At 38.5% G+C, this 21,228-nt stretch carries 19 protein-coding genes; 9 read left to right on the top strand and 10 right to left on the bottom strand.

The features are described 5' to 3' along the window. Positions 1 to 96: 96 nt before the first annotated feature. Positions 97 to 1,644 (top strand): bifunctional GNAT family N-acetyltransferase/carbon-nitrogen hydrolase family protein, encoded by a 1,548-nt coding sequence (locus EM808_RS04515; protein ID WP_127736448.1) that lies wholly within the window; start codon positions 97 to 99, stop codon positions 1,642 to 1,644. A 52-nt stretch (positions 1,645 to 1,696) separates the two neighbouring features. Here EM808_RS04515 and EM808_RS04510 read toward each other — a convergent pair whose 3' ends face one another. Then, on the bottom strand, positions 1,697 to 1,942 hold the full coding sequence (locus EM808_RS04510) for a YhdB family protein (protein ID WP_127736445.1): 246 nt from the start codon (positions 1,940 to 1,942) through the stop codon (positions 1,697 to 1,699). Between the two features lie 172 nt (positions 1,943 to 2,114). Between EM808_RS04510 and EM808_RS04505 the strand changes: the two genes are divergently transcribed. Together EM808_RS04505 and EM808_RS04500 are read left to right on the top strand one after the other, a co-directional pair. Then, a complete protein-coding gene (locus tag EM808_RS04505; RefSeq protein WP_127736442.1) occupies positions 2,115 to 3,107 on the top strand; it encodes a M14 family zinc carboxypeptidase in 993 nt (330 codons plus the stop codon). 27 nt (positions 3,108 to 3,134) lie between these two features. Beyond that, positions 3,135 to 3,464 carry a DUF3889 domain-containing protein gene (locus tag EM808_RS04500; RefSeq protein ID WP_127736439.1) on the top strand — a complete coding sequence of 110 codons (330 nt, stop codon included), beginning with the start codon at positions 3,135 to 3,137 and terminating at the stop codon, positions 3,462 to 3,464. Between the two features lie 27 nt (positions 3,465 to 3,491). Here EM808_RS04500 and EM808_RS04495 read toward each other — a convergent pair whose 3' ends face one another. The 5 genes from EM808_RS04495 to corA all read right to left on the bottom strand — a co-directional run bounded on the left by EM808_RS04495 (position 3,492) and on the right by corA (position 8,387). Then, positions 3,492 to 4,472, bottom strand: a complete 981-nt coding sequence (locus EM808_RS04495; RefSeq protein ID WP_127736435.1) for an ABC transporter permease — start codon at positions 4,470 to 4,472, stop codon at positions 3,492 to 3,494. After that, positions 4,465 to 5,376 (bottom strand): ABC transporter ATP-binding protein, encoded by a 912-nt coding sequence (locus tag EM808_RS04490; RefSeq protein WP_127736432.1) that lies wholly within the window; start codon positions 5,374 to 5,376, stop codon positions 4,465 to 4,467. The genes EM808_RS04495 and EM808_RS04490 overlap by 8 nt, the downstream gene beginning before the upstream one ends. Beyond that, positions 5,373 to 6,161, bottom strand: a complete 789-nt coding sequence (locus tag EM808_RS04485) for an SGNH/GDSL hydrolase family protein (protein WP_225314767.1) — start codon at positions 6,159 to 6,161, stop codon at positions 5,373 to 5,375. The genes EM808_RS04490 and EM808_RS04485 overlap by 4 nt, the downstream gene beginning before the upstream one ends. A gap of 177 nt (positions 6,162 to 6,338) precedes the next feature. Beyond that, positions 6,339 to 7,241, bottom strand: a complete 903-nt coding sequence (locus EM808_RS04480; RefSeq protein ID WP_127736429.1) for a YitT family protein — start codon at positions 7,239 to 7,241, stop codon at positions 6,339 to 6,341. A gap of 195 nt (positions 7,242 to 7,436) precedes the next feature. After that, positions 7,437 to 8,387 (bottom strand): magnesium/cobalt transporter CorA, encoded by a 951-nt coding sequence (gene corA / locus EM808_RS04475; protein WP_127736426.1) that lies wholly within the window; start codon positions 8,385 to 8,387, stop codon positions 7,437 to 7,439. A 154-nt stretch (positions 8,388 to 8,541) separates the two neighbouring features. Here corA and EM808_RS04470 point away from each other — a divergent pair, with 154 nt between their 5' ends. After that, on the top strand, positions 8,542 to 9,168 hold the full coding sequence (locus EM808_RS04470; RefSeq protein WP_127736423.1) for a nitroreductase family protein: 627 nt from the start codon (positions 8,542 to 8,544) through the stop codon (positions 9,166 to 9,168). Between the two features lie 478 nt (positions 9,169 to 9,646). Then, entirely contained in the window at positions 9,647 to 10,348 is a 702-nt protein-coding gene (locus EM808_RS04465) for a response regulator transcription factor (protein ID WP_127736420.1), read from the top strand. Between the two features lie 36 nt (positions 10,349 to 10,384). On the opposite strand, the gene EM808_RS04460 is transcribed toward EM808_RS04465, so the two are convergent. The 3 genes from EM808_RS04460 to EM808_RS04450 all read right to left on the bottom strand — a co-directional run bounded on the left by EM808_RS04460 (position 10,385) and on the right by EM808_RS04450 (position 14,208). Then, complete coding sequence (locus EM808_RS04460; RefSeq protein ID WP_127736417.1) at positions 10,385 to 11,761, bottom strand: hemolysin family protein; 1,377 nt, start codon at positions 11,759 to 11,761, stop codon at positions 10,385 to 10,387. Positions 11,762 to 12,195: 434 nt separating this feature from the next. Then, positions 12,196 to 13,494: a hemolysin family protein gene (locus EM808_RS04455; RefSeq protein ID WP_127736414.1), complete on the bottom strand. Its 1,299-nt coding sequence runs from the start codon at positions 13,492 to 13,494 to the stop codon at positions 12,196 to 12,198. Between the two features lie 195 nt (positions 13,495 to 13,689). Continuing rightward, positions 13,690 to 14,208 (bottom strand): GNAT family N-acetyltransferase, encoded by a 519-nt coding sequence (locus tag EM808_RS04450; RefSeq protein WP_127736742.1) that lies wholly within the window; start codon positions 14,206 to 14,208, stop codon positions 13,690 to 13,692. A gap of 305 nt (positions 14,209 to 14,513) precedes the next feature. Here EM808_RS04450 and EM808_RS04445 point away from each other — a divergent pair, with 305 nt between their 5' ends. Further along, the gene (locus tag EM808_RS04445; RefSeq protein WP_127736411.1) at positions 14,514 to 15,794 is read left to right on the top strand and encodes a methyl-accepting chemotaxis protein; all 1,281 of its coding nucleotides are present in this window, start codon (positions 14,514 to 14,516) and stop codon (positions 15,792 to 15,794) included. A 152-nt stretch (positions 15,795 to 15,946) separates the two neighbouring features. Continuing rightward, complete coding sequence (locus EM808_RS04440; RefSeq protein WP_127736408.1) at positions 15,947 to 16,402, top strand: helix-turn-helix transcriptional regulator; 456 nt, start codon at positions 15,947 to 15,949, stop codon at positions 16,400 to 16,402. An 85-nt stretch (positions 16,403 to 16,487) separates the two neighbouring features. Here the strand turns inward: EM808_RS04440 and EM808_RS04435 are convergent, their stop codons facing one another. Next, the gene (locus EM808_RS04435) at positions 16,488 to 16,772 is read right to left on the bottom strand and encodes a hypothetical protein (protein ID WP_127736405.1); all 285 of its coding nucleotides are present in this window, start codon (positions 16,770 to 16,772) and stop codon (positions 16,488 to 16,490) included. A gap of 637 nt (positions 16,773 to 17,409) precedes the next feature. Between EM808_RS04435 and EM808_RS04430 the strand changes: the two genes are divergently transcribed. Both EM808_RS04430 and EM808_RS04425 read left to right on the top strand, forming a co-directional pair. After that, positions 17,410 to 19,176, top strand: coding sequence for an ABC transporter ATP-binding protein (locus EM808_RS04430; RefSeq protein WP_127736402.1), 1,767 nt, complete (start codon positions 17,410 to 17,412; stop codon positions 19,174 to 19,176). After that, positions 19,173 to 21,176 carry an ABC transporter ATP-binding protein gene (locus EM808_RS04425; protein ID WP_127736399.1) on the top strand — a complete coding sequence of 668 codons (2,004 nt, stop codon included), beginning with the start codon at positions 19,173 to 19,175 and terminating at the stop codon, positions 21,174 to 21,176. Before EM808_RS04430 ends, EM808_RS04425 begins: the two co-directional genes overlap by 4 nt. Positions 21,177 to 21,228: the final 52 nt, after the last annotated feature.

Raw genomic sequence — 21,228 nt, 5'->3', positions numbered from 1 at the left:
TTTTGCATATATATAAAGTTATACAACTTTAAAAAGATTAGCTTACGGGAAAATAGGGAAATGTAGAAGAAAAAGAGGAAAAAGGGAGCAGCTTAAATGACTAAACTAGATTTATCGAAGTTTGAAAAGCGTTTGATGATAAGAAATACGGAGTACAAGGATATAGATAAAATCCTGCAGCTTCAAGCGGAGTGCTTTCCAGGGATGGAGCCATGGACGAAGGCACAGCTTAAAAGCCATTTAGATTTGTTTCAGGAAGGACAATTTGTCGCAGAATATAATGGAGAAATCATCGGATCCTGTTCAAGTCTTATCATCAACTTTGATGAGTATGATGACAGACATTCCTGGGATGATGTGACAGACAAAGGTTACATAACGAATCATAATCCAGATGGATATAATTTATACGGTATTGAAGTGATGGTTGATCCGCAATATAGAAGGATGAAAATAGGGCACCGCTTATATGAAGCGAGAAAAGAACTAGTTCGCAGACTTAATTTAAAAAGCATTATTATTGGCGGCAGGATACCTAATTATTATAAATACGAAAGTGAAATGTCTGCGCGAGAATATGTCGAGGAGGTAATTCATCACCGCATTTATGATCCTGTTCTTTCCTTTCAGTTAATTAACGGGTTCACCTTAATGCGGATAAATCCGAATTATCTTCCAGACGATAGACAATCAAGTAAGTATGCAACATTGATGGAATGGAATAATGTCGAATATCTTCCTCAGTCAAAACGGTTCTTTAAAAGCAGCTATCCTGTTAGAATTTGTGTTGTTCAGTACATGATGAGGCAAATTGACAGCTTTGAAGATTTTGCTAATCAGGTTGAATATTATACGGACGTCGCATCAGATGCTTCATCTGATTTTGTTGTTTTTCCAGAAATATTTACGACACAGCTTATGTCGTTTCTAGATGAGAAAATCCCCATTAATGCAATTCGTAAGGTGACAGAATATACGGAGCAATATATGGAGCTGTTCTCAAACCTTGCGATCAGATACAATATCAACATTATCGGCGGCTCTCACTTTGTACAAGAGGATGATGAGGAAATCTACAATATCTCCTATTTATTTAGAAGAGATGGCAGCATTGAAAAGCAATATAAGCTGCATATTACGCCAAATGAACAAAAATGGTGGGGAATAAGCAGAGGAGATCAAGTTCGTGTGTTTGATACAGATTGCGGAAAGATTGCAATCCTTATTTGTTATGACATCGAATTTCCAGAGCTTGCAAGAATTGCTACAGATATGGGTGCTAAAATTATCTTTACTCCATTCTGTACGGAAGACCGTCAAGGGTATTTGCGTGTCCGCTACTGTGCACAGGCACGAGCTGTTGAAAATCAGATTTATACAGTGATTGCAGGTACTGTCGGTAATCTTCCACAAACGGAAAACATGGACATTCAATATGCTCAGTCAGCAATCTTTGCGCCGTCTGATTTTGAATTTGCAAGAGATGGAATTGTCGGGGAGACGAACCCGAATATTGAAATGGTATTGATTGGTGATGTGGATTTAGAGGTGCTTCGCAGAAAACGCCAAAATGGTACTGTTAGGCAACTAAAGGACAGAAGAACAGACCTTTACGAAATTGATTATAAACATAAGAAGTTTTAACCTGTAAAAAACCGCGGAACCCTGACCGCGGTTTTTTTGGTGGAATTCTTTATTACATTATGGTTGTGTGAATGTCAGTTTCGCATACATTGTCGTTGGCGTGGTCAATGTAGCGCAGTAATGAATACAAGTTATTTTCGATTACAGTATAATCATGTTCAAAATTGTAGGCGTGCAGGAAATGTTCTATTTTTTTTGAAAGAAAATGATCCTTCGTGCGCACCATCAGTATTAAAAGATTATCCCACTCAGAACGGTGGGTGTAGTACAGTGCACGATCATAATCAACTTTATTCAAGCTGTCCGCCTCCTTTGTTTTAAGGAGATGATTTTAGTATGCGATTGATCACGATAATATTTCATTCTAAAACTTGGCTATCCTGATTTGAAAGGCTTTTCTTATTTTACCTGTATAAAAAGCTGAATAAAAATCTTCTATTATCAAATTATAAAAAGGAAAAGGAGGCACTATGAAAAAAATAACTATAATGATGCTTTGCCTTGTATTTGTTCTCCCATTTCCAGGGAATATTCTGGCGAAGGAGTTAAGCAGGCAGGAGCAATACACATATGAAGAGTATCAGCGCGATATATGGAAAATGAAAAGCAAATACAAAAAGAAGCTAGAAGTACATACGATTGGCTATTCTGAATACGGCAGAAAGCTGTATGGAATAAAAGTAGGGACAGGGGAAAAATCCATTTTGATAAGTGGAACACATCATGGCAGGGAATGGATTACAGCACTCATGGTGATGAAAATGGTCGAGAACCAAGTAAAGGAAGAGGATCTTTACAATAGGATGGGAGATTATTCAATCTGGTTTGTTCCAATGCTTAATCCAGACGGGGTTACCATTCAGCAGGGGGAAGTGCGGAAATTTCCATTGTTTTCACGTATGGCTATAAAAAAAATGAATGAAGGTTCTAAAGACTTTACCCATTGGAAGAGCAATGGAAGGGGAGTCGATTTGAACCGTCAATACCCTGCAGGCTGGGAGGAGCTGGAAGGGGAAAGTTCAAAACCTTCCTTTAAAAACTATAAAGGAGAAAAACCGCTTGAGGCCAAAGAGGTACAAGCAATTGTCAGTTTAACAGACAAAATAAAGCCAACTTTAGCTGTAGCTTATCATTCATCAGGACAGGAAATTTTCTGGCAGTACAACAATAAGGAGAACAGTGAAAGGGACATGTCAATTGCCTCTAAACTAGCAGAAACAACAGGGTATGAGCTTGGTAAACCAGACCCAGATGCCATTGGAGCAGGATACACAGACTGGTTTATTACCACCTATCATTTGCCTGCTTTTACAATTGAAATATGTCCTACTGTTGAAGAAACCAGTCCTCCTCTTAGTACATTTGCAGAGGAATGGCAACGAAATAGGAATGTGACAGAGGTTTTGCTTCAAGAAGCAAAACAATTAGAGAATGTACATAAAAAGAACTTGGATTACAGATAATAGGAAAAAAGGTTTCAGGAGGTTAACATGAAGAATCGAGCTTTTCCTATATTAGTTGCATCCATCCTAATTATGGCATTCTTATTTCCATCCCATAATATTGCGGTTCAAAAATCAGATTATGAAAAATACGGTAGCATTGCTATTGCTGTAGTCAAAGCAGATTATCCAGATCAAGCAGTTACTGACTATAAGTATATGGGCAGAAAGAAAATCACAACAATGGAAGTGGAAGACAGCTTTCAGTTCGTTGTTAAAGAAAACAACAAAGAAAAAACAGTAGAAGTAATAATAAAGCATGATTTGGAAAACGATAAGTTCATCTCTTTGACTGTGAGTGAGCCTGAGCAGCCATAAAAAAAATCTGGGGAATCCCAGATTTTTTTAATATATATCTTTTTTAGTAAAGGTGAAAAAGGAAATGACTAATGCTGCTGCCCCCCATATTGCCAGTACTGTCAAGGAAAAGGGCAAGGACATTCCTTCAATAGGCGGAATATTTCCTTGCAGGTAGTCTGTGAGCCTCAGGTTAACCATGAACAAATACTTTGCAGACTCCCAAGAGGAAGCAATATTGCTGATAATTGTTCCTGATATTAAGAAGGCAAGCATGACTCCCATCCCAGCAGCAGTGCTTCTAATTAGGATTGACAGCATAAAGGAAAGAGTCCCGACAACGAGGGAAACAAACCAGGCTAGTCCAAATACCATCATGATATATTGCCATTGTGGTACAAGATGGACTCCGGCAGTATTGAGCTCGCCTGCTTCAACTGTAAATCCGGTAAGAATAGGAGCGGTCCAGCCTACATATCCGAAGAATAGTCCACTGATTATATAAGCGAATAATCCGAACATAAAGAGAATGAACGAAATGGACAAAACCAATGTAATGTATTTGCTGAGCAAAACCCGCCAACGGCGGACTGGCCGTGTTAAGAGCAGCTTAATGGTGCCGATACTTCGCTCAGATGAAACAAGGTCAGCAGCGACAATCATCACCATTAATGGCAGTAGCAGCTGCATCGAGTTATCCAGGAAAACACGAAGGAATGTTGGAGCACCTGGTTCTTGCGGATTGATATCATGATCAAGATAATATTGAGATTGACTGATGCGGACCTTTAGTTGGTTTCGCCATTCATCTGAAATACCGCTTGAGCCAATCCTGTTTTGAGTATCGATGATTGATTGCTGCAAGGTGGTGCGCCAGTCAACATCTCCTAAGCGTTTCTTCACGTTTTCCATTTCTCTAAACTGTGCATATGTGAACATAGCAATCATGATGCCGATAATCAATGTAACAACAAACAGCCGCTTGCTTTTAACGAGCTTAAGCATTTCATTGTAGACAAGTTTACTCAATAGACTCACCTCCTGTCAGTTCAAGGAAGAGATGCTCTAAGGAAGGTATTTGCCTGTTCATTTCCTTTACCTGTACATTTGCCTCGAATAACAGCCTGCTCCACTGACCCGCTTCTTCTTCAATAAATGGAGTAATTACTGTATCTCCATCAATTGTGACAGATGGTGAGACGCTTCTTAATATTTCCACACCAGCATCCATTGGAGTAAAACGCCAAAAGATCTTTTCCTGGGCTGTCAGCAAGGAATGAACGGTTTCTGTATGAATGATTTTCCCGCTCAATATAATGGACACCCTGTCACACAGCAATTGGATTTCACTAAGGAGATGGCTTGAAACTAAAACGCTCAATCCTTCTTCCTTTGCCAGAAAGCGAATAAACTGCCGCATTTCCCTTATGCCAGACGGGTCTAAGCCGTTTGTAGGCTCATCCAGGATTAAAACCTTAGGTCTGCTTAACAGGGCTTGACCTATTCCCAGCCTTTGTCTCATTCCGAGGGAGTATGTTTTAACCTTGTCATGAATTCTTTCCTTCAGCCCAACAAGTTTCACAATTTCTTGAATTCTTTTGTCATCAACGCCCTTTAGCATACGGGCAAAAAATTGCAGGTTTTCCCAGCCTGTTAAATAGGGATAAAGCTCTGGGTTTTCTACAATACATCCGAGTCTTTCCATCGCTTTAGAGAAATCCTTTTTAACATCATAGCCACATATTTGAATGGAACCTGATGTAGGTTTAATTAAACCGACGAGCATCCGTATTGTTGTTGTCTTTCCGGCACCGTTCGGTCCGAGAAAGCCAAACACCTCACCGCTTTTCAGATCAAAGCTGATATCTTTAATAATCTGTCTTTTACCGATTGTTTTGGTTAAATTTCTAACTGATAAGGTAGTCTCACTCAATTTTCCTCCACCTCCCATGAAATTAAGGAAGCAACTCTATCTGCCATTAATTCATACCCCTGTTTGTTAGGATGGAAGTGGTCTGAATAAAGATAAGTCTGTACATTTTGCTGGAAAATATCATATGTAGGAACAAAAATTGTCTTTGCGAAGGCAGAGCTTGTTTCAGCACTTGCATAATTCCAATCACGGACAATCTTAGATGTAGCTTCACTGTTTTCCAAATCGCTGAATGGGTTGTAAAGACCGATCAAGTAAATTGGTGCTTCCTTGTTAGTAGATCTGATGGTAGTTAATATTTCCTTCAAGTTTTGATTATAAGCTGCAGATAGATCAGCAATGGTGTTGTCGTTTATATGGGAAAGGGTTTCCCCGCCTTGGAACAAATCATTCCCGCCGATGGTAATAAAAATAATATCAGCATTTTTGGCCTGTCTTTGGATTTCCTGCTGCTTGATTTGTGCAGCAAGATCCTTAGAGGTCGCGCCTTTAACACCATAATTGGTTAGCGTAATTTTCTCATCTGTTTTCTCTGCAAGCTCGTCCTTCAGGTAGCCGATATAACCTTTTCCAGCCTGATCACCTGTTCCTCTTGTTAGTGAATCTCCTAATGCAAGAAGCTGGACGCCGCCAGAAGGTGCTTTTTCTGTAAGTGTATTAGGCGTGTTCAGTTCCTTTTTAGAGCCTTTTGCATAATCGACAAGTACCCAGCCGAGACCAAGCATCCACATCAAGCAAACGAGTGACGAAAGCAAAAGGATGTAGATGGTTGCATTCTTTTTCAAATTTTATCCCCCTTATATATTTATTTTCTTTAGTCATATTCTAACGATGCTTGTAAACGGAATCAAATAATAGCCTGTTTCAAGTGTTGACAAATATAAAGTTAAATAGACGATTTGCATGCAGGAAAGTGAAACAAAAGAAGAAGAGCTTAGGCGAAGCTCTTCTTTTGAAGGTTATTAATGGATATCTTTTTTCTTAAAGCGGCCGCCTCGGACTTCTGCGATATTAGCTACAGCAAGAAAGGCCGTCGGATCTAGTTCTTCTACAATCAATTTCAGCTTTGCTTCCTCAAGCCTGTTAATGACACAGAAAATGACCTTCTTATTATCACCAGTATAAGCACCTTCTCCCTTAAGATAAGTAACCCCTCGTCCTAATCTAGCGATAATGGTTTCGCCAATAACTTCAGCATGGTCACTGATAATCCAGGCGGATTTCGACTCATCAAGACCTGCTATTACAATATCAATAACCTTAAAGGCGATAAAGTAAGCAATAATGGAATACATTGCTCTGTCCCATGTGAAAACAAAGCCTGCTGTAATGAAAATAAAAAAGTTAAAAAACATAATGATTTCTCCGACTGAAAAGGGAAGCTTTTTGCTAAAAAGAAGTGCCAGGATCTCGGTGCCGTCTAAAGACCCTCCAAAGCGGAGAACAATTCCCACACCGACACCTAATATAATTCCCCCAAAGACGGTTGCTAAGAGCAGATCCTCCGTAAATACTGGAACATCATGAAGCAGAATGGTGGTTATGGATAATACGGTGATTCCTAACAAAGTAGAGAGGGCGAAAGTCTTTCCGATTTGTTTATAGCCAATATAGAAAAACGGAATATTAAGCAGGAAAATGAAGAAACCGAGCTTAATGGAAAACAAGTGGGAAAGGATAATGGAAATGCCGACAATTCCTCCATCAAGGATTTGGTTAGGAACGAGGAATTCCTCAATGCCAATACCCATCATGACACTTCCTAAAATGATAAAAAGCCCTCTTTTTAATAACACACTTTTTGGCAGCACTTTATGCTGAGGTTTTTGATCGCCAATAGACGTTTCGAGTTGCGGTGCTTCCATTTAGTTTCCTCCAATCTTTATGTAGAATTTTATGAATTTTAAAAATATAGAAAAGGCAATGAGTCAAGGGGATACTCAAAATAGAGGGGATATCATTATTTTACCATACGAATGTTATGTTTGGCATTGTTCTGAACTGCAAAAAGAGAAAAAAGCAAATCAACAACCTTCAATTCGGAAGTTGATTTGCATAGCTTATTTAAACCAGCCTTTTCTTTTGAAAAATAAAAACATACAAACTGCGATTGTAGCCATAATGCCTAATAAGGTGAAATAGCCATATTTCCAAGCCAGCTCAGGCATATATTGAAAGTTCATCCCATAAAGGCCAACAAGAAAACTCAAAGGCATGAAAATGGTCGTAATCACGGTTAGGATTTGCATAATGCGATTAGATTGGTGGGCATTATAAGATAGATAACTGTCCCTAATATCGGCTGTCATTTCTCTGTTTGACTCGATTACCTCTGTCAGCTTTAGCAGGTGGTCATAAATATCGGAGTAATATTCCCGCTTATTGGACACGGCTGTCAGCTTTTTCGTATTCAGCAATGTATAAAGGAGATCACGCATCGGCACAACAGTGTGGCGAACTGATAATAAGCGGTGTCTTGTTTCATAAAGGTCGTCTAGCAATACTTCCATTGATTTGTTGTCAGTGTTTTCATCGATTTCATTCAAAAAATCCTCAATTTCATAGATAATTGGGATATAGTTATCGACAAGATGGTCTAGTAATTCATACAGCACCGTAAATTGGCTCCACTTAGCTGGAGATTTATCACCTAAAAGCTTTTTAGCAACATACTGAACCTCGATGGAAGGCTTTTTATGAAAGCTGACGATATAATTATCACCAACAAAAAGATTAAGCTCTTCTTTCGCATATGTTTTCGCTTCGAGGCTATGTGTTACAAAAAAAGTGTATTCATCAAAATAGTCTATTTTAGGTCGCTGCAAATTATGGAGGCAATCTTCAATTGAAAGGGGATGGAATTGAAGGGGATTCCTTAAATAATCGACTTCCTTATCATCAGGCGCATTAAAATCAATCCAATACCATTCATATGTCCCTTTCTTCCAATCCTCCATTGTCAGACCAGTTTCAATTGTTTTGTTCTTTGTTAGTGCAATAATCTCAATCATGATTTCTCCTTGTATAAGTAAAGTATGGAAGGTCTTATTCCATATAAACAACAGTGTATGTATATCATATTCTATTCTTGACGAAAAAAGTTTTCAAGGTTATTATTTCATTAATAAGTTAGTTACAAAAAGTAAGTATTTACGGAGGGAACCAATGACTACAGAGATTAGCAGTGGGCAATTTTTGGATATTTTAAAAGCACGAAGAGCAGTGAAGGTTTATGACGAGAGCCATCAATTATCGAAGCAAGAAATTGAGGAGCTACTCGAGCTGGCAGGAAGAGCGCCGTCTGCTTGGAATCTGCAGCATTGGCATTTTGTTGTTTTTCACGGAACAGAAGCTCAGGAAAGACTTCTTCCAATCGCTTTTAATCAACAGCAAATAACACAATCATCCTGTGTTATCGCAATACTTGGTGATTTAGAAGCAGATAAAAACGCAGAAGAAGTTTTCAATCAGGATATTGAAAAAGGCAGAATAAAAGAAGAGCTTGCAGAAGTCATTAAAGGACAAATTAATGGTGCTTATACAAACGATGTATATCCTAGGGATGCGGCAAACTCCAATGCTTCCTTGGCAGCTATGCAATTGATGCTTGCAGCGAAAGGAAAAGGACTGGATACATGTGCTATCGGCGGATTTAACCGTGGAAAGTTTGTTGAGGAGTTCCAAATCTCAGAACGCTACTTGCCGCTAATGCTAATTACTGTTGGTAAAGCAGCTGCACCTGGAAGAGAAACAGATCGACTTCCATTAGAAAAGACAACAACTTGGATATAAAGATAATAGAGGCTGGGACATAAGTATGTGAACCAGCGTAAAGACCGAACTACTTAATCAACTATCGATTAAATAGTTCGGTTTTTTGTTTAAATACAAAAAAATAGAAATTTTAGTGGTATGGAGCGGTGGCCACTCGACTACTAAGGGAAATAGAGGAAAGGATGAAACCCCGCAGGCGAAGACGAGGAGGCTCCATTCCTCCCCGCGGAAAGCGCGAGGCCGAGCGCGCAATGAAACGAACTAACTTTAACTCAACATTCTATTTAGACACAACCTTCATTTTTCAAATTTAGTTGTAATTTTATTATTCGTGTGTTTAGAAAGGTTATCTTTTGTTTTGTCCCAGCCTCTTTTTATGTTTGACACTTAAGGTCCGTCCTAAAGGGATTTTTTCTATGTAAGTAATGCTTATAGTCTTTTTTTGCTATAATAGATAATAGTAAAAAGCATGTCAATGCCGTGAGGATGAATGAATATGAAGATATTAGTTATAGAGGATAATGAAAGTGTATGCTCCATGCTGGAGATGTTTTTTCTAAAGGAAAATTATGATGGAAAGTTTATACATAATGGTAAAGAAGCGCTTGATTTTTTTCTGGAGAACCAGGATTGGGATATCATCATTGTTGATTGGATGCTGCCTGGAATGGAAGGAGTCACTATCTGTAGAAAGATAAGAGAGGTCAGCTCTGTACCTATTATTATGTTGACAGCCAAAGACAGTGAGTCAGATCAAGTGTTAGGTCTCGAAATGGGTGCTGATGATTATGTAACGAAGCCTTTCAGCCCTTTGACGCTGATGGCAAGAATTAAGGCAGTTACCCGCCGTTATCAAAAGGATTCTGTTAGTAAAGTGGATTCAAACTTCCTGACAAGCGAGCATTTCAAAATCAGCAAGGAAACACGAGAAGTCATTTACAATGGCAAGGTGCTTTCCAACCTAACTCCAAAGGAATTTGATCTCTTATATTATTTAATCAGCAATCCTAAGCAGGTATTTACAAGAGAGCAGCTGTTGGACCGAGTATGGGGTTATCAATTTTATGGAGACGAAAGAACGGTAGATGTGCATATAAAAAGGCTCCGCAACAAGATTGGCACAAAGGAGCAGCCGTTTATCCATACAATCTGGGGAGTAGGCTATAAATTTGACGAAATGGTTGGAAATGGAGAATAAGCAATGAAAAAAAGGAGGGATTTGTCCCTCCTTTTTTTATACTATTTCGGCTTCAGATGTGGACACAGCAGATTGGGCAAGTTGCCTTTGACCTGCGGTTTCGGGAAGTTCTTCCACTTCACGCATCTTCATTACTTCCACATATCTGATATGATGGTCTTCCATTTCGATTATTTTAAAGCTATAGGAATCAAATGTAAGAATGTCTCCTTCTGTTGCATCATAGTTGGAAGTAAGAATCCAACCTCCCAATGTGTCAATGTCTTCATCATCCAATTCGATGGAAAGAAGGGAGTTAACTTGGGTAATCAACAGCTTTGCATCAAGGATAAAGTGATTTTCCTTTACCTTTTGAATGCTTGGAATTTCATCCATGTCAAACTCATCACGGATATCGCCGACAATCTCTTCAATAATGTCTTCAACAGTGACTAAGCCTGATGTACCGCCGTATTCATCCATCAATATCGCCATATGAATTCGTTCCTTCTGCATTTTAACAAGCAGATCATGAATTGGAATGGTTTCAATAACACGGATGACAGGGCGAATATACGAATCTAGCTTTTTGGCACTCAAGTCTTTTGAGCGAATCAATGCAGTCATGATTTCCTTGACGTTAATCATGCCAATAATATGATCCTTGTCACCATCTGTAATTGGATATCTTGTAAACTGTTCACCTTGAATGACTTCCATTAAGTTATCAAGGGAGCTTGCTTGTTCCAATGAGATGATTTCCGTGCGTGGAACCATAATTTCCTTCGCAATTCGATCATCAAAATCGAAAATTTTGTTTACATACTTAAACTCTGATTGGTTTATTTCGCCGCTTTTAAAACTTTCAGAGACAATGATGCGAAGTTCTTCCTCCGAATGAGCTAAATCATTTTCAGAAACGGGCTTAAGTCCAAACATGCGTGTAATAACTCTGGCAGATCCGTTCAAGACCCATATAAATGGGAAGAGAACCTTATAAAAAGCAATTAATGGTCTTGCTGATAATAAGGTAATTGCCTCAGCTTTATGAATAGCAAATGTTTTCGGAGCCAATTCTCCCACTACTACATGAAGAAATGTAATAATGGCAAATGATAAAGAAAAGGATATAATGGTCACAGCTGTTTCTGGAATGTGGATCAGCTGGAATAATGGAGAAAGAATTTCATGTATCGTTTCCTCCCCAAGCCAGCCGATGCCAAGTGCAGTGATAGTAATGCCTAACTGGCATGCTGATAAATATTCATCAAGATGTGTGATGATTTTTTTTGCAGCAATGGCATTTTTGTTGCCTTCCTCCACTAACTGGTCGATTTTAGAACTGCGCACTCTGATAATAGCAAACTCTGAAGCTACAAAAAATGCAGTAAAAGCAATCAAAATGGCTATTATAACCAAGTTAAATATGTCCAATAAGTTTCCCTATCCCGCGGATGCGAGTAAGGAGTCACCTCCTGATTAATACATGTATTAAGTTTTTTTATGGCTGTACGTATATAGGTCTGCTGATATTCTGATTTCTTTTAATATACCGATCTATTCCAGTTTGTTAGAATGCTGATTGTAGGTTTTAGGATATGATCAATTATAGGAAAAGAATCAGAGGTTCTTTTTAGGTTTACGATCCCATCTTACCACCTCAATCTTTCCGTTAGATGTATTAATAATTATACTTTAAGCCAAACTGGTCAGTCAAACGGTGCAATTTCTCAATTTTCAGTTTTTTGAATAGTAATGGCTCTTATATAATACTTTATGTGAGCGATGCTAAAATATGTTTAAGGTAAAGAAGACAAATGTCACGTTTAAAGGGCAGCCATATTAGAGGCTGCCGATTTTATGTAATGCTATGCCTCTTTTGTTACTTCAATAGTAGATATGTGTCCGTTTTGAAAATCAATTGCTTTAAAATAATAGCCTTCATATTCGATTGAATCACCTAGACTTATATCAGGCTTTTTATAAAGAAGCCACCCGCCAATTGTATGAACTCCGTCATTTTCTATCGAAATGCCAAGAAGGTTACTTGCTTCATTTAGAAGGAGTTTGGAATCAAACCTGTAATGGCCATCACCAATTTTTTGAATGGATGGTAATTCATCTACATCAAACTCATCCATAATGTCACCAACTATTTCTTCCAATATATCCTCAACAGTAACAAGACCAGCTGTGCCTCCAAACTCATCATGGAGAATCGCAATGGAGATTCGCTCCTTCTGCATTCTTAATAAAAGCAGTTGGATGGGAATTGTTTCCATTACATGAATAATCGGTTGTATATATTCTTTTAATGGAGTTTCTTCCAAACAATTCTGTCTTATACAATCAGTTAAAATTTGTTTTGCATGAATAAACCCGACGATAGTATCCTTATCCCCATCCTTTGTGATCGGGTATCTTGTGTAACGTTGGGAGCTGATGGAACTAATCGCATCCTTAAGTGGCATATCCTCAGACAAGACGGCCATTTCTGTCCGTGGTACCATCACTTCATTTGCATTCCTGTTATCAAATTCAAAAATTCGCTGGACATAGCGGTACTCTGTCCTGTTTATTTCCCCAGTTTGGTAGCTTTCCTTCAAAATGAGCTGAAGCTCTTCCTCTGATAGGGCATTTTCGTTTGCGTCGGTGCTTTTGACACCATATAGGCGTGCTACTAACCTTGCCGCATTATTCAATACCCATATGAAAGGGAAGGTCACCTTGTAGAATATGATCAGCGGTTTAGACAAAACCAATGTCACTTTTTCTGCATATCCGATGGCAATCGACTTCGGAAAAAGCTCACCAATCACAACATTAATATAAGTTACAATTGAAAATGCCAGCACAAATGAAATAATGTGTGCGGCTGAATCAGGAAGCTGCAGCTTTTCCACAACAGGCGCCATTAACTGTAGTACAGTTGGCTCACCTAACCAGCCAAGGCCGAGCGAGGTAATAGTTATACCAAGCTGGCATGCAGACAGGTAGCTGTCTAAATGGGTTGTAATCGTTTTGGCTGAAGCAGCGTTTTTATGTCCTGCAGCCACCAGCTGGTTGAGCCTGCTTGGTCTTACCCTAACAATGGCAAATTCAATTGCAACAAAAAAGGCTGAGAAGGCTATTAATACAAAAATAAGCAGAAGATTTGATACTATCATTGCGCTCAACACCATTCGTTATTATCTTTTCTGCTAATACTACATATACGTAATTTTGTATTAGTGTACACCAAATGAATCATTCCTAGTATGAATTAGCCTAAGGTTTATCGCATCATTAAACTATTAGCGCATTTTTGGTTTTTTTAAACATTTTTCTTTTTAAAGTTAATAGAAAAGGGGGAAAAAGGAGAATTATTTACGATGGTGCAATGCTGTCCATTCTCGTTCAAGCATGCTGTATAAATATAAATCATGGTAATGGTCATAAAGCCATTCTCCATCTCGAATAATACCCTCTTTTCTAAAATGGAGCTTTTTAGGAATTGCTTGGCTTTTGACATTGTTGATACCACACCGGATTTCAATGCGATTAAGGTTTAAGTAATAAAAAGCGTGATTTAAGACAGCGGCGACACATTTAGTCATAATTCCTTTTCCTTGCACAGATTCTCCTAAATAGTAGCCTATGCTCGCTTGCCGGCTCATCCAATCAAGCTGCTGAAGAGAAATCATGCCAACAAGTTTGTCTCTGTAAAAAATTCCTGCTTGAAAGCCATTATTGTCCGAAAGCTGCTTATGCCAATCTGGAATGATTGACTGATATTGGTAAGGAGAGATAATATGATCGATCCATGGAAGCCATTCCTTTAAATAAGTACGGTTTTGGTCAATAAGTTGAAACAGTTCATTGCTGTCCTGTAAAAGCAGCATACGAATATGGGTTTCTTGATCTACAGGTATATGCAAAATGGGAGTTCACTCCCTTCCTTAAATGATCATTTTCCCTTTAGCTTATGCGACCTTAACAGTAGGTGATATAAAAAAAGCCGCCGTTTGAACATAATGGGCGCAAATGCTTCAAAGGAAGAAAAAAAATTTAAAAACAGCTTAATATTTGTTTTTATAAGCCGATAGACTTAGTAAATAAGTAGTTGTTTTTTAATAGTAAGTTAATTTGATAACGCTTTATTATTGAGGTGTGCCTCGATAGTAAAAGTATGCTAGAAGGGAGATAGATGGTAGTGAAAAAGAGGGAAAGCTTATTGGCGAAAATGGTGGCACTTGTATTTATAGTTATCCTTGTTGGTGCAGCCGCTTCTGGTATGGCTGGATATTACGCGTTTCAGAATGGCTTAACACAGCCTCTTGCATTGATTGGAGCAGCAGTAATAATTTCAGCAGTGGTACTTTCGATAGTATTCTACATAGCGTGGAGAAGGAAATTTATGATATTAGCAAATGTAAGCGAATCCTTCATGAGGCTATCGGAGGGGAATCTGAACGTACAGGAGCTCTCTCATACTTCTAAGGATGAGGTTGGCAAGCTAGCTTTGAGTATAGAAAGCTTAAAAGGCCAGCTTGAGTATTTGCTTGGTCAAAGCAGTGATATCAGTAATTTGATTCTTGAATCGTCTGCAGAACTGTCAGCAGTTGCAGAGCAAACGTCTGCAAGCTCAGAGGAAATAAGCAGAGCAATGGGAGATATGGCTCATGGTGCTGGAGAGCAGGCGGCTGAATTAGAAGACGTAAACAAGGAAATGGGTAGATTAAATAATTCTATTAATAAAATGAATGAAAAAAATGATCAAATTAAGGATGCTGCTCAAGTTTCAGAGTCGGCAACCAAAAAAGGGCAAGAAATGATCAATCAGCTGAAAAAATCGAATGAGCTTGCAAAAAGGGCTACAGACGAAGTGAGTGTTGGAATATCGAGCCTTTATACAAAGATTCTCGATATATCCAATATTACTGTTACAATTGACCGAATTTCAGATCAAACGAACCTGCTTGCATTGAATGCCAGTATTGAAGCAGCCAGAGCAGGTGAGCATGGCAAAGGATTCTCTGTTGTAGCAAGTGAGGTCAGAAAGCTTGCAGAAGGAACAAACCTTGCGACAAAGCAAATCCAGGAAATGATTCAGTCGATTGAAAAGGAAACGGAAAAAACAGTCCAGGCATTATTTGAAACTACTACACAATCAGAGGAATTAAATAACGCGGTTAATGGCACTGAAAATGAATTCACAAACATATCCTCAGCTGTTAATGAAACGATTCATGCAGTTCAAGATCTTGGTGCAGAGCTTAAGACAGTAGTAGAGCAGAATAGTCATATTCTCCAATCTATTACAGCTATTTCGGCTGTATCTGAATCAAACGCAGCATCTGTCGAGGAAGTAGCCTCTTCAACAGACGAACAAATTACAGCAATTGCAAATGTAACAAATGCTGCCGAAGAAATGGTTAAACATGGAGAAAAGCTGCAGGATATATTGAAAAATTACAAACAGCATTAAAGAAATATGTCTGCTATTTAGCAGGCATTTTTTCTTCCCATAACAATGACACTTAAATTCACCAAGCTAAAAATTGAATTTTGTCTTTTATAGGCTTATAATAAAAATAACAGTGTAAAATTACACATAACTTATAAGGGAATGAATGCATTTTGACAAGAGAAGAGATTATTTTTAATGTATCGGAAAAAATGCGCTTAATACGGACGGAGGCAGGCTACACTCAGGACAAGATGGCTGAGGTTATTGGCCTTTCAAAAAAAACTCTCGTTCAAATTGAAAAAGGCAGATTGTATGCAGGCTGGTCAACCGTTGTGGCAGTTTGCGCTTTATTCAGAGAAACAGAAACAGTGCGTTTTCTGTTTGGGAATGAGCCGTTAGAAGTGTTAGAAACAGTAGCACGTGACGGCATGGATTACAGAAAAGAAAAAACACTTGGCGGTAAAGTATGGTGGCGTGAAGCAGATAGGAAAAACGGATTTATTCTTCAGCAGAACATCATCAGCCAGCATTTCAGAATTATTGATGAAGATCATTTCCGCATCTTTTCAAGCTTTGATGAAAAAGAGTCGATGGAGCGATTCCAGGAGTTGTCGACAGCACAGTAAATAGCCTTGCATTCATGATGGTTAATTAGTATCTAATGCAAATAAGAAAAAGCTTGAAATGGTTGCATTTCAAGCTTTTTCTTATTTAAGCTATGCCATTTTGGTTATAGGCCTTTACAAAGGAGTTTTCCTTAAGGCTCTTCCAGAAAGAGCTTGCCTGTGTTCCCTCTAATTTAATTTGAATATCCTGCTTTGAGCCTGCTGTTAAGAAAAAAGAAACAAGCTTCGGAAGGCTAGTTGTTTCCACGACGTGTTTGCTGCATAAAAGCTGACATTTCACATTGAATTTTTTTGTTGCCTCGTAAAAGGAAAGAATATCCTTTACCGTCATATTTTCATGAAGAGTTACCCTTTTCAAAAATGTCTCCATTATTATCGCTCCTTTTTTCTGCATGTTATTTTAAAGATAATCGTCCATTATTTTTTTTTGTATGTAACAATCAAGTACCCGAATGGCAGTTGCTTAAACGTTATTTAGATAAATTGTGACTTAAATACTAAAGTAATTCCGACTTAAGGAGGAATAAATATACTGAAATAGGGGGGGATTTAGTAGGTTTCCAATTATAAGCATTATTTGTCGAAATATTAGCAATTGACTTTAATATTTGAGCATGTTAATCTTCAATTATATTATATTGGAAAATTAATGAAAAGAAGGGAGGCGACTGATATGTGGAACAACAAAATGATGGATATCAACCTGGGAATTTTATATATCAGTGGCCTTTGCTTCTCTCTGGATAATTGATGCACAAAGGATAATTGCCGATTTTAAGGCTATTATGTAAATGACAAGCATCAAAAGAGACAGATCGCATGGGGCGGTCTGTCTCTTTTTTTGTGTTTGAGAAATAGAGGGAAATATATTTTGCCTCTTTTCTATATATATTACTGCAAATTTAAGGAGGAAGATGTTAATGATTGTAGGTAGCAGAAGTTTTGGAGCAAGCAGAATGGATCTGGAAAGCGGCTAGTTAAGTTTTGTGAGATGAGGGGAGAAAAATATGTTTTCGATTTTATTTAAATTAAAATGGTTTTTTAAAGAACACTGGAAAAGGTATACGATAGCCATCACTTTACTCATCCTTGTGGGGGTTATCGATATTTTGCCGCCGCAAATTCTCGGAATGTTCATTGACGAAATAAATGTAGGTTCGTTGACAAGCGTAAAGACAATGCAATATATTGCTGCGGTGGCAATAATCACAATTAGCTCATACGCAATAACCTATTTTTGGATGTATAAGCTGTTTGGTGGCGCTTTTGTGTTAGAGAGAAAGCTGCGGAGCAATTTCATGGGACATTTGCTTAAAATGACACCGACATTTTTTCAAAAGAACCGTACTGGTGATTTAATGGCAAGGGCGACAAATGACTTGAAGGCAATCAGTATTACAGCAGGATTCGGAATATTAACATTGATTGATTCTACAGCGTTTATGATTACCATTCTTATTACGATGTGTCTTTTAGTAAGCTGGAAGCTGACGCTTGCAGCGATATTGCCACTACCGATTATGGCTATCATCATGAAAATATACGGTGATCGAATTCATAAACGATTTACAGAGGCTCAGGATGCTTTTGGAGATTTAAATGATCGTGTCCTTCAGTCAATCGGTGGTGTCCGTGTTATTCGGGCATATGTATTGGAGAAGGATGATGAAAAAGAATTTCATCAAATGACAGAGGACGTTTATAACAAAAATATTCAGGTTGCGAAGATTGATTCTTTATTTGAACCGACGATTCGTATACTTGTCGGGTTAAGCTATATTATTGGCTTGGGTTACGGGTCCTATCTTGTTTTTCAGCAGCAAATAACCATTGGCCAGCTTGTTAGCTTTAACGTCTACCTTGGAATGATTGTATGGCCGATGTTTGCAATTGGTGAATTAATGAATGTCATGCAAAGAGGCAACGCTTCATTAGACAGGGTGCAGGAAACATTAGATTATAAGCCAGATGTCTTAAATCCTAGTGCAAGTAAAGAATTAGTTGTTCCTGATGTTATTTTATTTGATTCCGTACAATTCCAATATCCGTCTTCTGCCGTAACTAACCTTAATGATATTAATTTGCGGGTTAACAGAGGCGAAACTATTGGGGTTGTCGGGAAAACCGGTAGCGGTAAAACGACACTAGTAAAGCAGCTGCTGAGAGAGTACCCAAAAGGACAAGGAGAACTATCCATCAATGGAACGAGCATTGACGAAATAAATTTGCAAAAGCTTCGTAGCTGGATTGGCTATGTGCCGCAAGATCATGTTCTGTTTTCAAAATCAGTGAAAGAAAATATTCTATTTGGAAATTTGGAGAGTGCAACAGAGGAGCAGCTGGAGGAAGCAATTCGCTTAGCCTCATTTAACCAGGATATTGAGATGCTTCCAGAAGGGCTGGAAACGCTAGTTGGAGAAAAGGGTGTTGCGTTATCTGGCGGGCAAAAACAAAGAATTTCTATCGCGAGAGCTTTAATAAGAAATCCTGAAATTTTAATTTTGGACGATTCCTTATCTGCAGTTGATGCCAAAACAGAACAGAATATTATCCAAAATATTAAAAAAGAACGTACAGGTAAAACGACCATTATTACAACACATAGAATGACAGCGGTTCAGCATGCAGACCAAATCATCGTCCTAGAGGACGGGAAAATTATGGAGCGTGGGTCACATGAACAGCTGCTGCAGAAAAACGGCTGGTATAAAGAGCAGTTTGAAATTCAGCAAACGAAAACGGCACAGTCTACAGGGATTGAGGTGCAAGCATGAGCACTGGAAGAAGATTGCTTCAATATGCATTACAATTTAAAAAAATAATAATATTTGCTCTCATCATGCTGACGATAGCGGTTGTTGCAGATTTAGCTGGCCCATTTATAGCCAAAAAAATTATCGATGACCATATTATGGGGATTGAAAATAAATGGTACGAAACTACCTCAACTGCAGGAGCAGTCGAGTATGGTGGCAATTTGTACACGAAAGTTAAGCCGACAGGAGAAAGTGATACAGCAGATGCGAGAATTTTTCAAGTCGGAAGGAACTTCTTGTTTATCCAAGAAGATATCAGCTTTGATGGAGAAAGAAGCTATAAAGATGGGGTTCTGACGATTTCCTCAGGCGGTGATGTTGCCAAGTATGAAGCAGAGCGTCTCAGTATGGAGGATGTCTTTGCGTTCTTTAAACTAGAAGTACCCTCGATCATTAAACTGCTGGCCTTTTATTTCGGGCTTGTTATGATTGCTTCCGTATTTCAATATGGACAGCATCTATACTTGCAGAAATCAGCAAACAGAATAATCCAGAAGATGAGGGAGGACGTCTTTGCCCAAATTCAGCGGATGCCAATTAAATATTTCGATAACCTGCCAGCAGGCAAGGTTGTTGCAAGGGTAACAAATGATACAGAAGCAATCAGAGAGCTGTATGTGACAGTTCTTTCTAACTTCTTTTCAAGTGGTATTTATATTATTGGCATATACGTTGCATTATTTATCCTTAATGCGAAGCTTGCGGCGATCTGTCTTGTTCTTCTGCCGATCCTTTATTTATGGATGATCGGATACAGACGTTTTGCAGCAAAGTATAACCATGTTATTAGAGCTAGAATTAGTGATATTAATGGAATGGTGAATGAATCCATTCAAGGGATGAATATCATTCAGGCATTTGGCAAGGAAAAACAAACCTCTAGTGAATTTGAGACTTTAAACGAAGAGCATTTCAAGTACCAGAACAAGATGCTGAACTTGAACAGCTTGACTTCACATAATTTAGTCGCTGTACTCAGAAATCTTATTTTTGTAGCATTTATCTGGTTTGTTGCAGGACAGACATTGAGTGTATCCTCTGCCATTTCATTAGGTGTTCTTTACGCGTTTGTCGATTATATTAACCGCTTGTTTCAGCCAGTTCAGGGCATCGTCAACCAATTGGCGAATTTAGAGCAGGCACTAGTCGCAGGTGACAGAGTGTTTGAATTGCTTCGTGAGGACGGTATTGACGTAGCTAAGCCTAGCATTACGAGATATAAAGGCAATGTTGCATTTGAGCATGTTAACTTCGCTTACAAGGAGGATGAATATGTTTTAAAAGATATTTCATTTGAAGCGCAGCACGGGGATACGGTTGCACTTGTTGGGCATACCGGTTCAGGTAAAAGTTCTATTATGAATTTATTGTTCCGTTTTTATGATATTCAGTCAGGGAAAATAACGATTGATGGTATGGATATTTCCGAAATGTCGAGACAAGATTTAAGGAAGCATATGGGCATTGTTTTGCAAGACCCGTTTCTCTTTAAAGGAACGATTGCCTCTAATGTGACGCTCAACAATCCTGCCATTACAAGAGAGATGGTTGAAAAAGCATTAAAGGATGTTGGAGCAGACAGAGTTCTCAAAAATCTTGAGAAAGGCTATGATGAACCGGTTATCGAAAAGGGAAGCACGTTGTCGAGTGGACAGCGCCAGCTCATTTCCTTTGCACGTGCACTCGCCTTTGATCCTGCTATCCTTATCTTGGATGAAGCGACAAGCAGTATTGATACGGAAACAGAGCAGATTATCCAGCAGGCAATGGAGGTTCTTAAAAAGGGAAGAACGACGTTTATTATTGCTCATCGTCTTTCTACAATCCGTAATGCCGACCAAATAATCGTTCTTGATCACGGTGAAATAGTGGAAAAAGGAAATCATGAGGAATTGATGGAGCTTAAAGGCAGATATTATCAAATGTACCAGCTTCAACAAGGTTCGAAAGCAGGTTAAAGAGGAGCATAAATTGCTGAAGCCCCCATATATATGGGGGCTTCTTGCCATT

It is taken from the genome of Niallia taxi, assembly GCF_004005475.1.
Lineage (GTDB): Bacteria > Bacillota > Bacilli > Bacillales > Cytobacillaceae > Niallia > Niallia taxi.
This window is presented reverse-complemented; position numbering and strand designations above follow the sequence as displayed.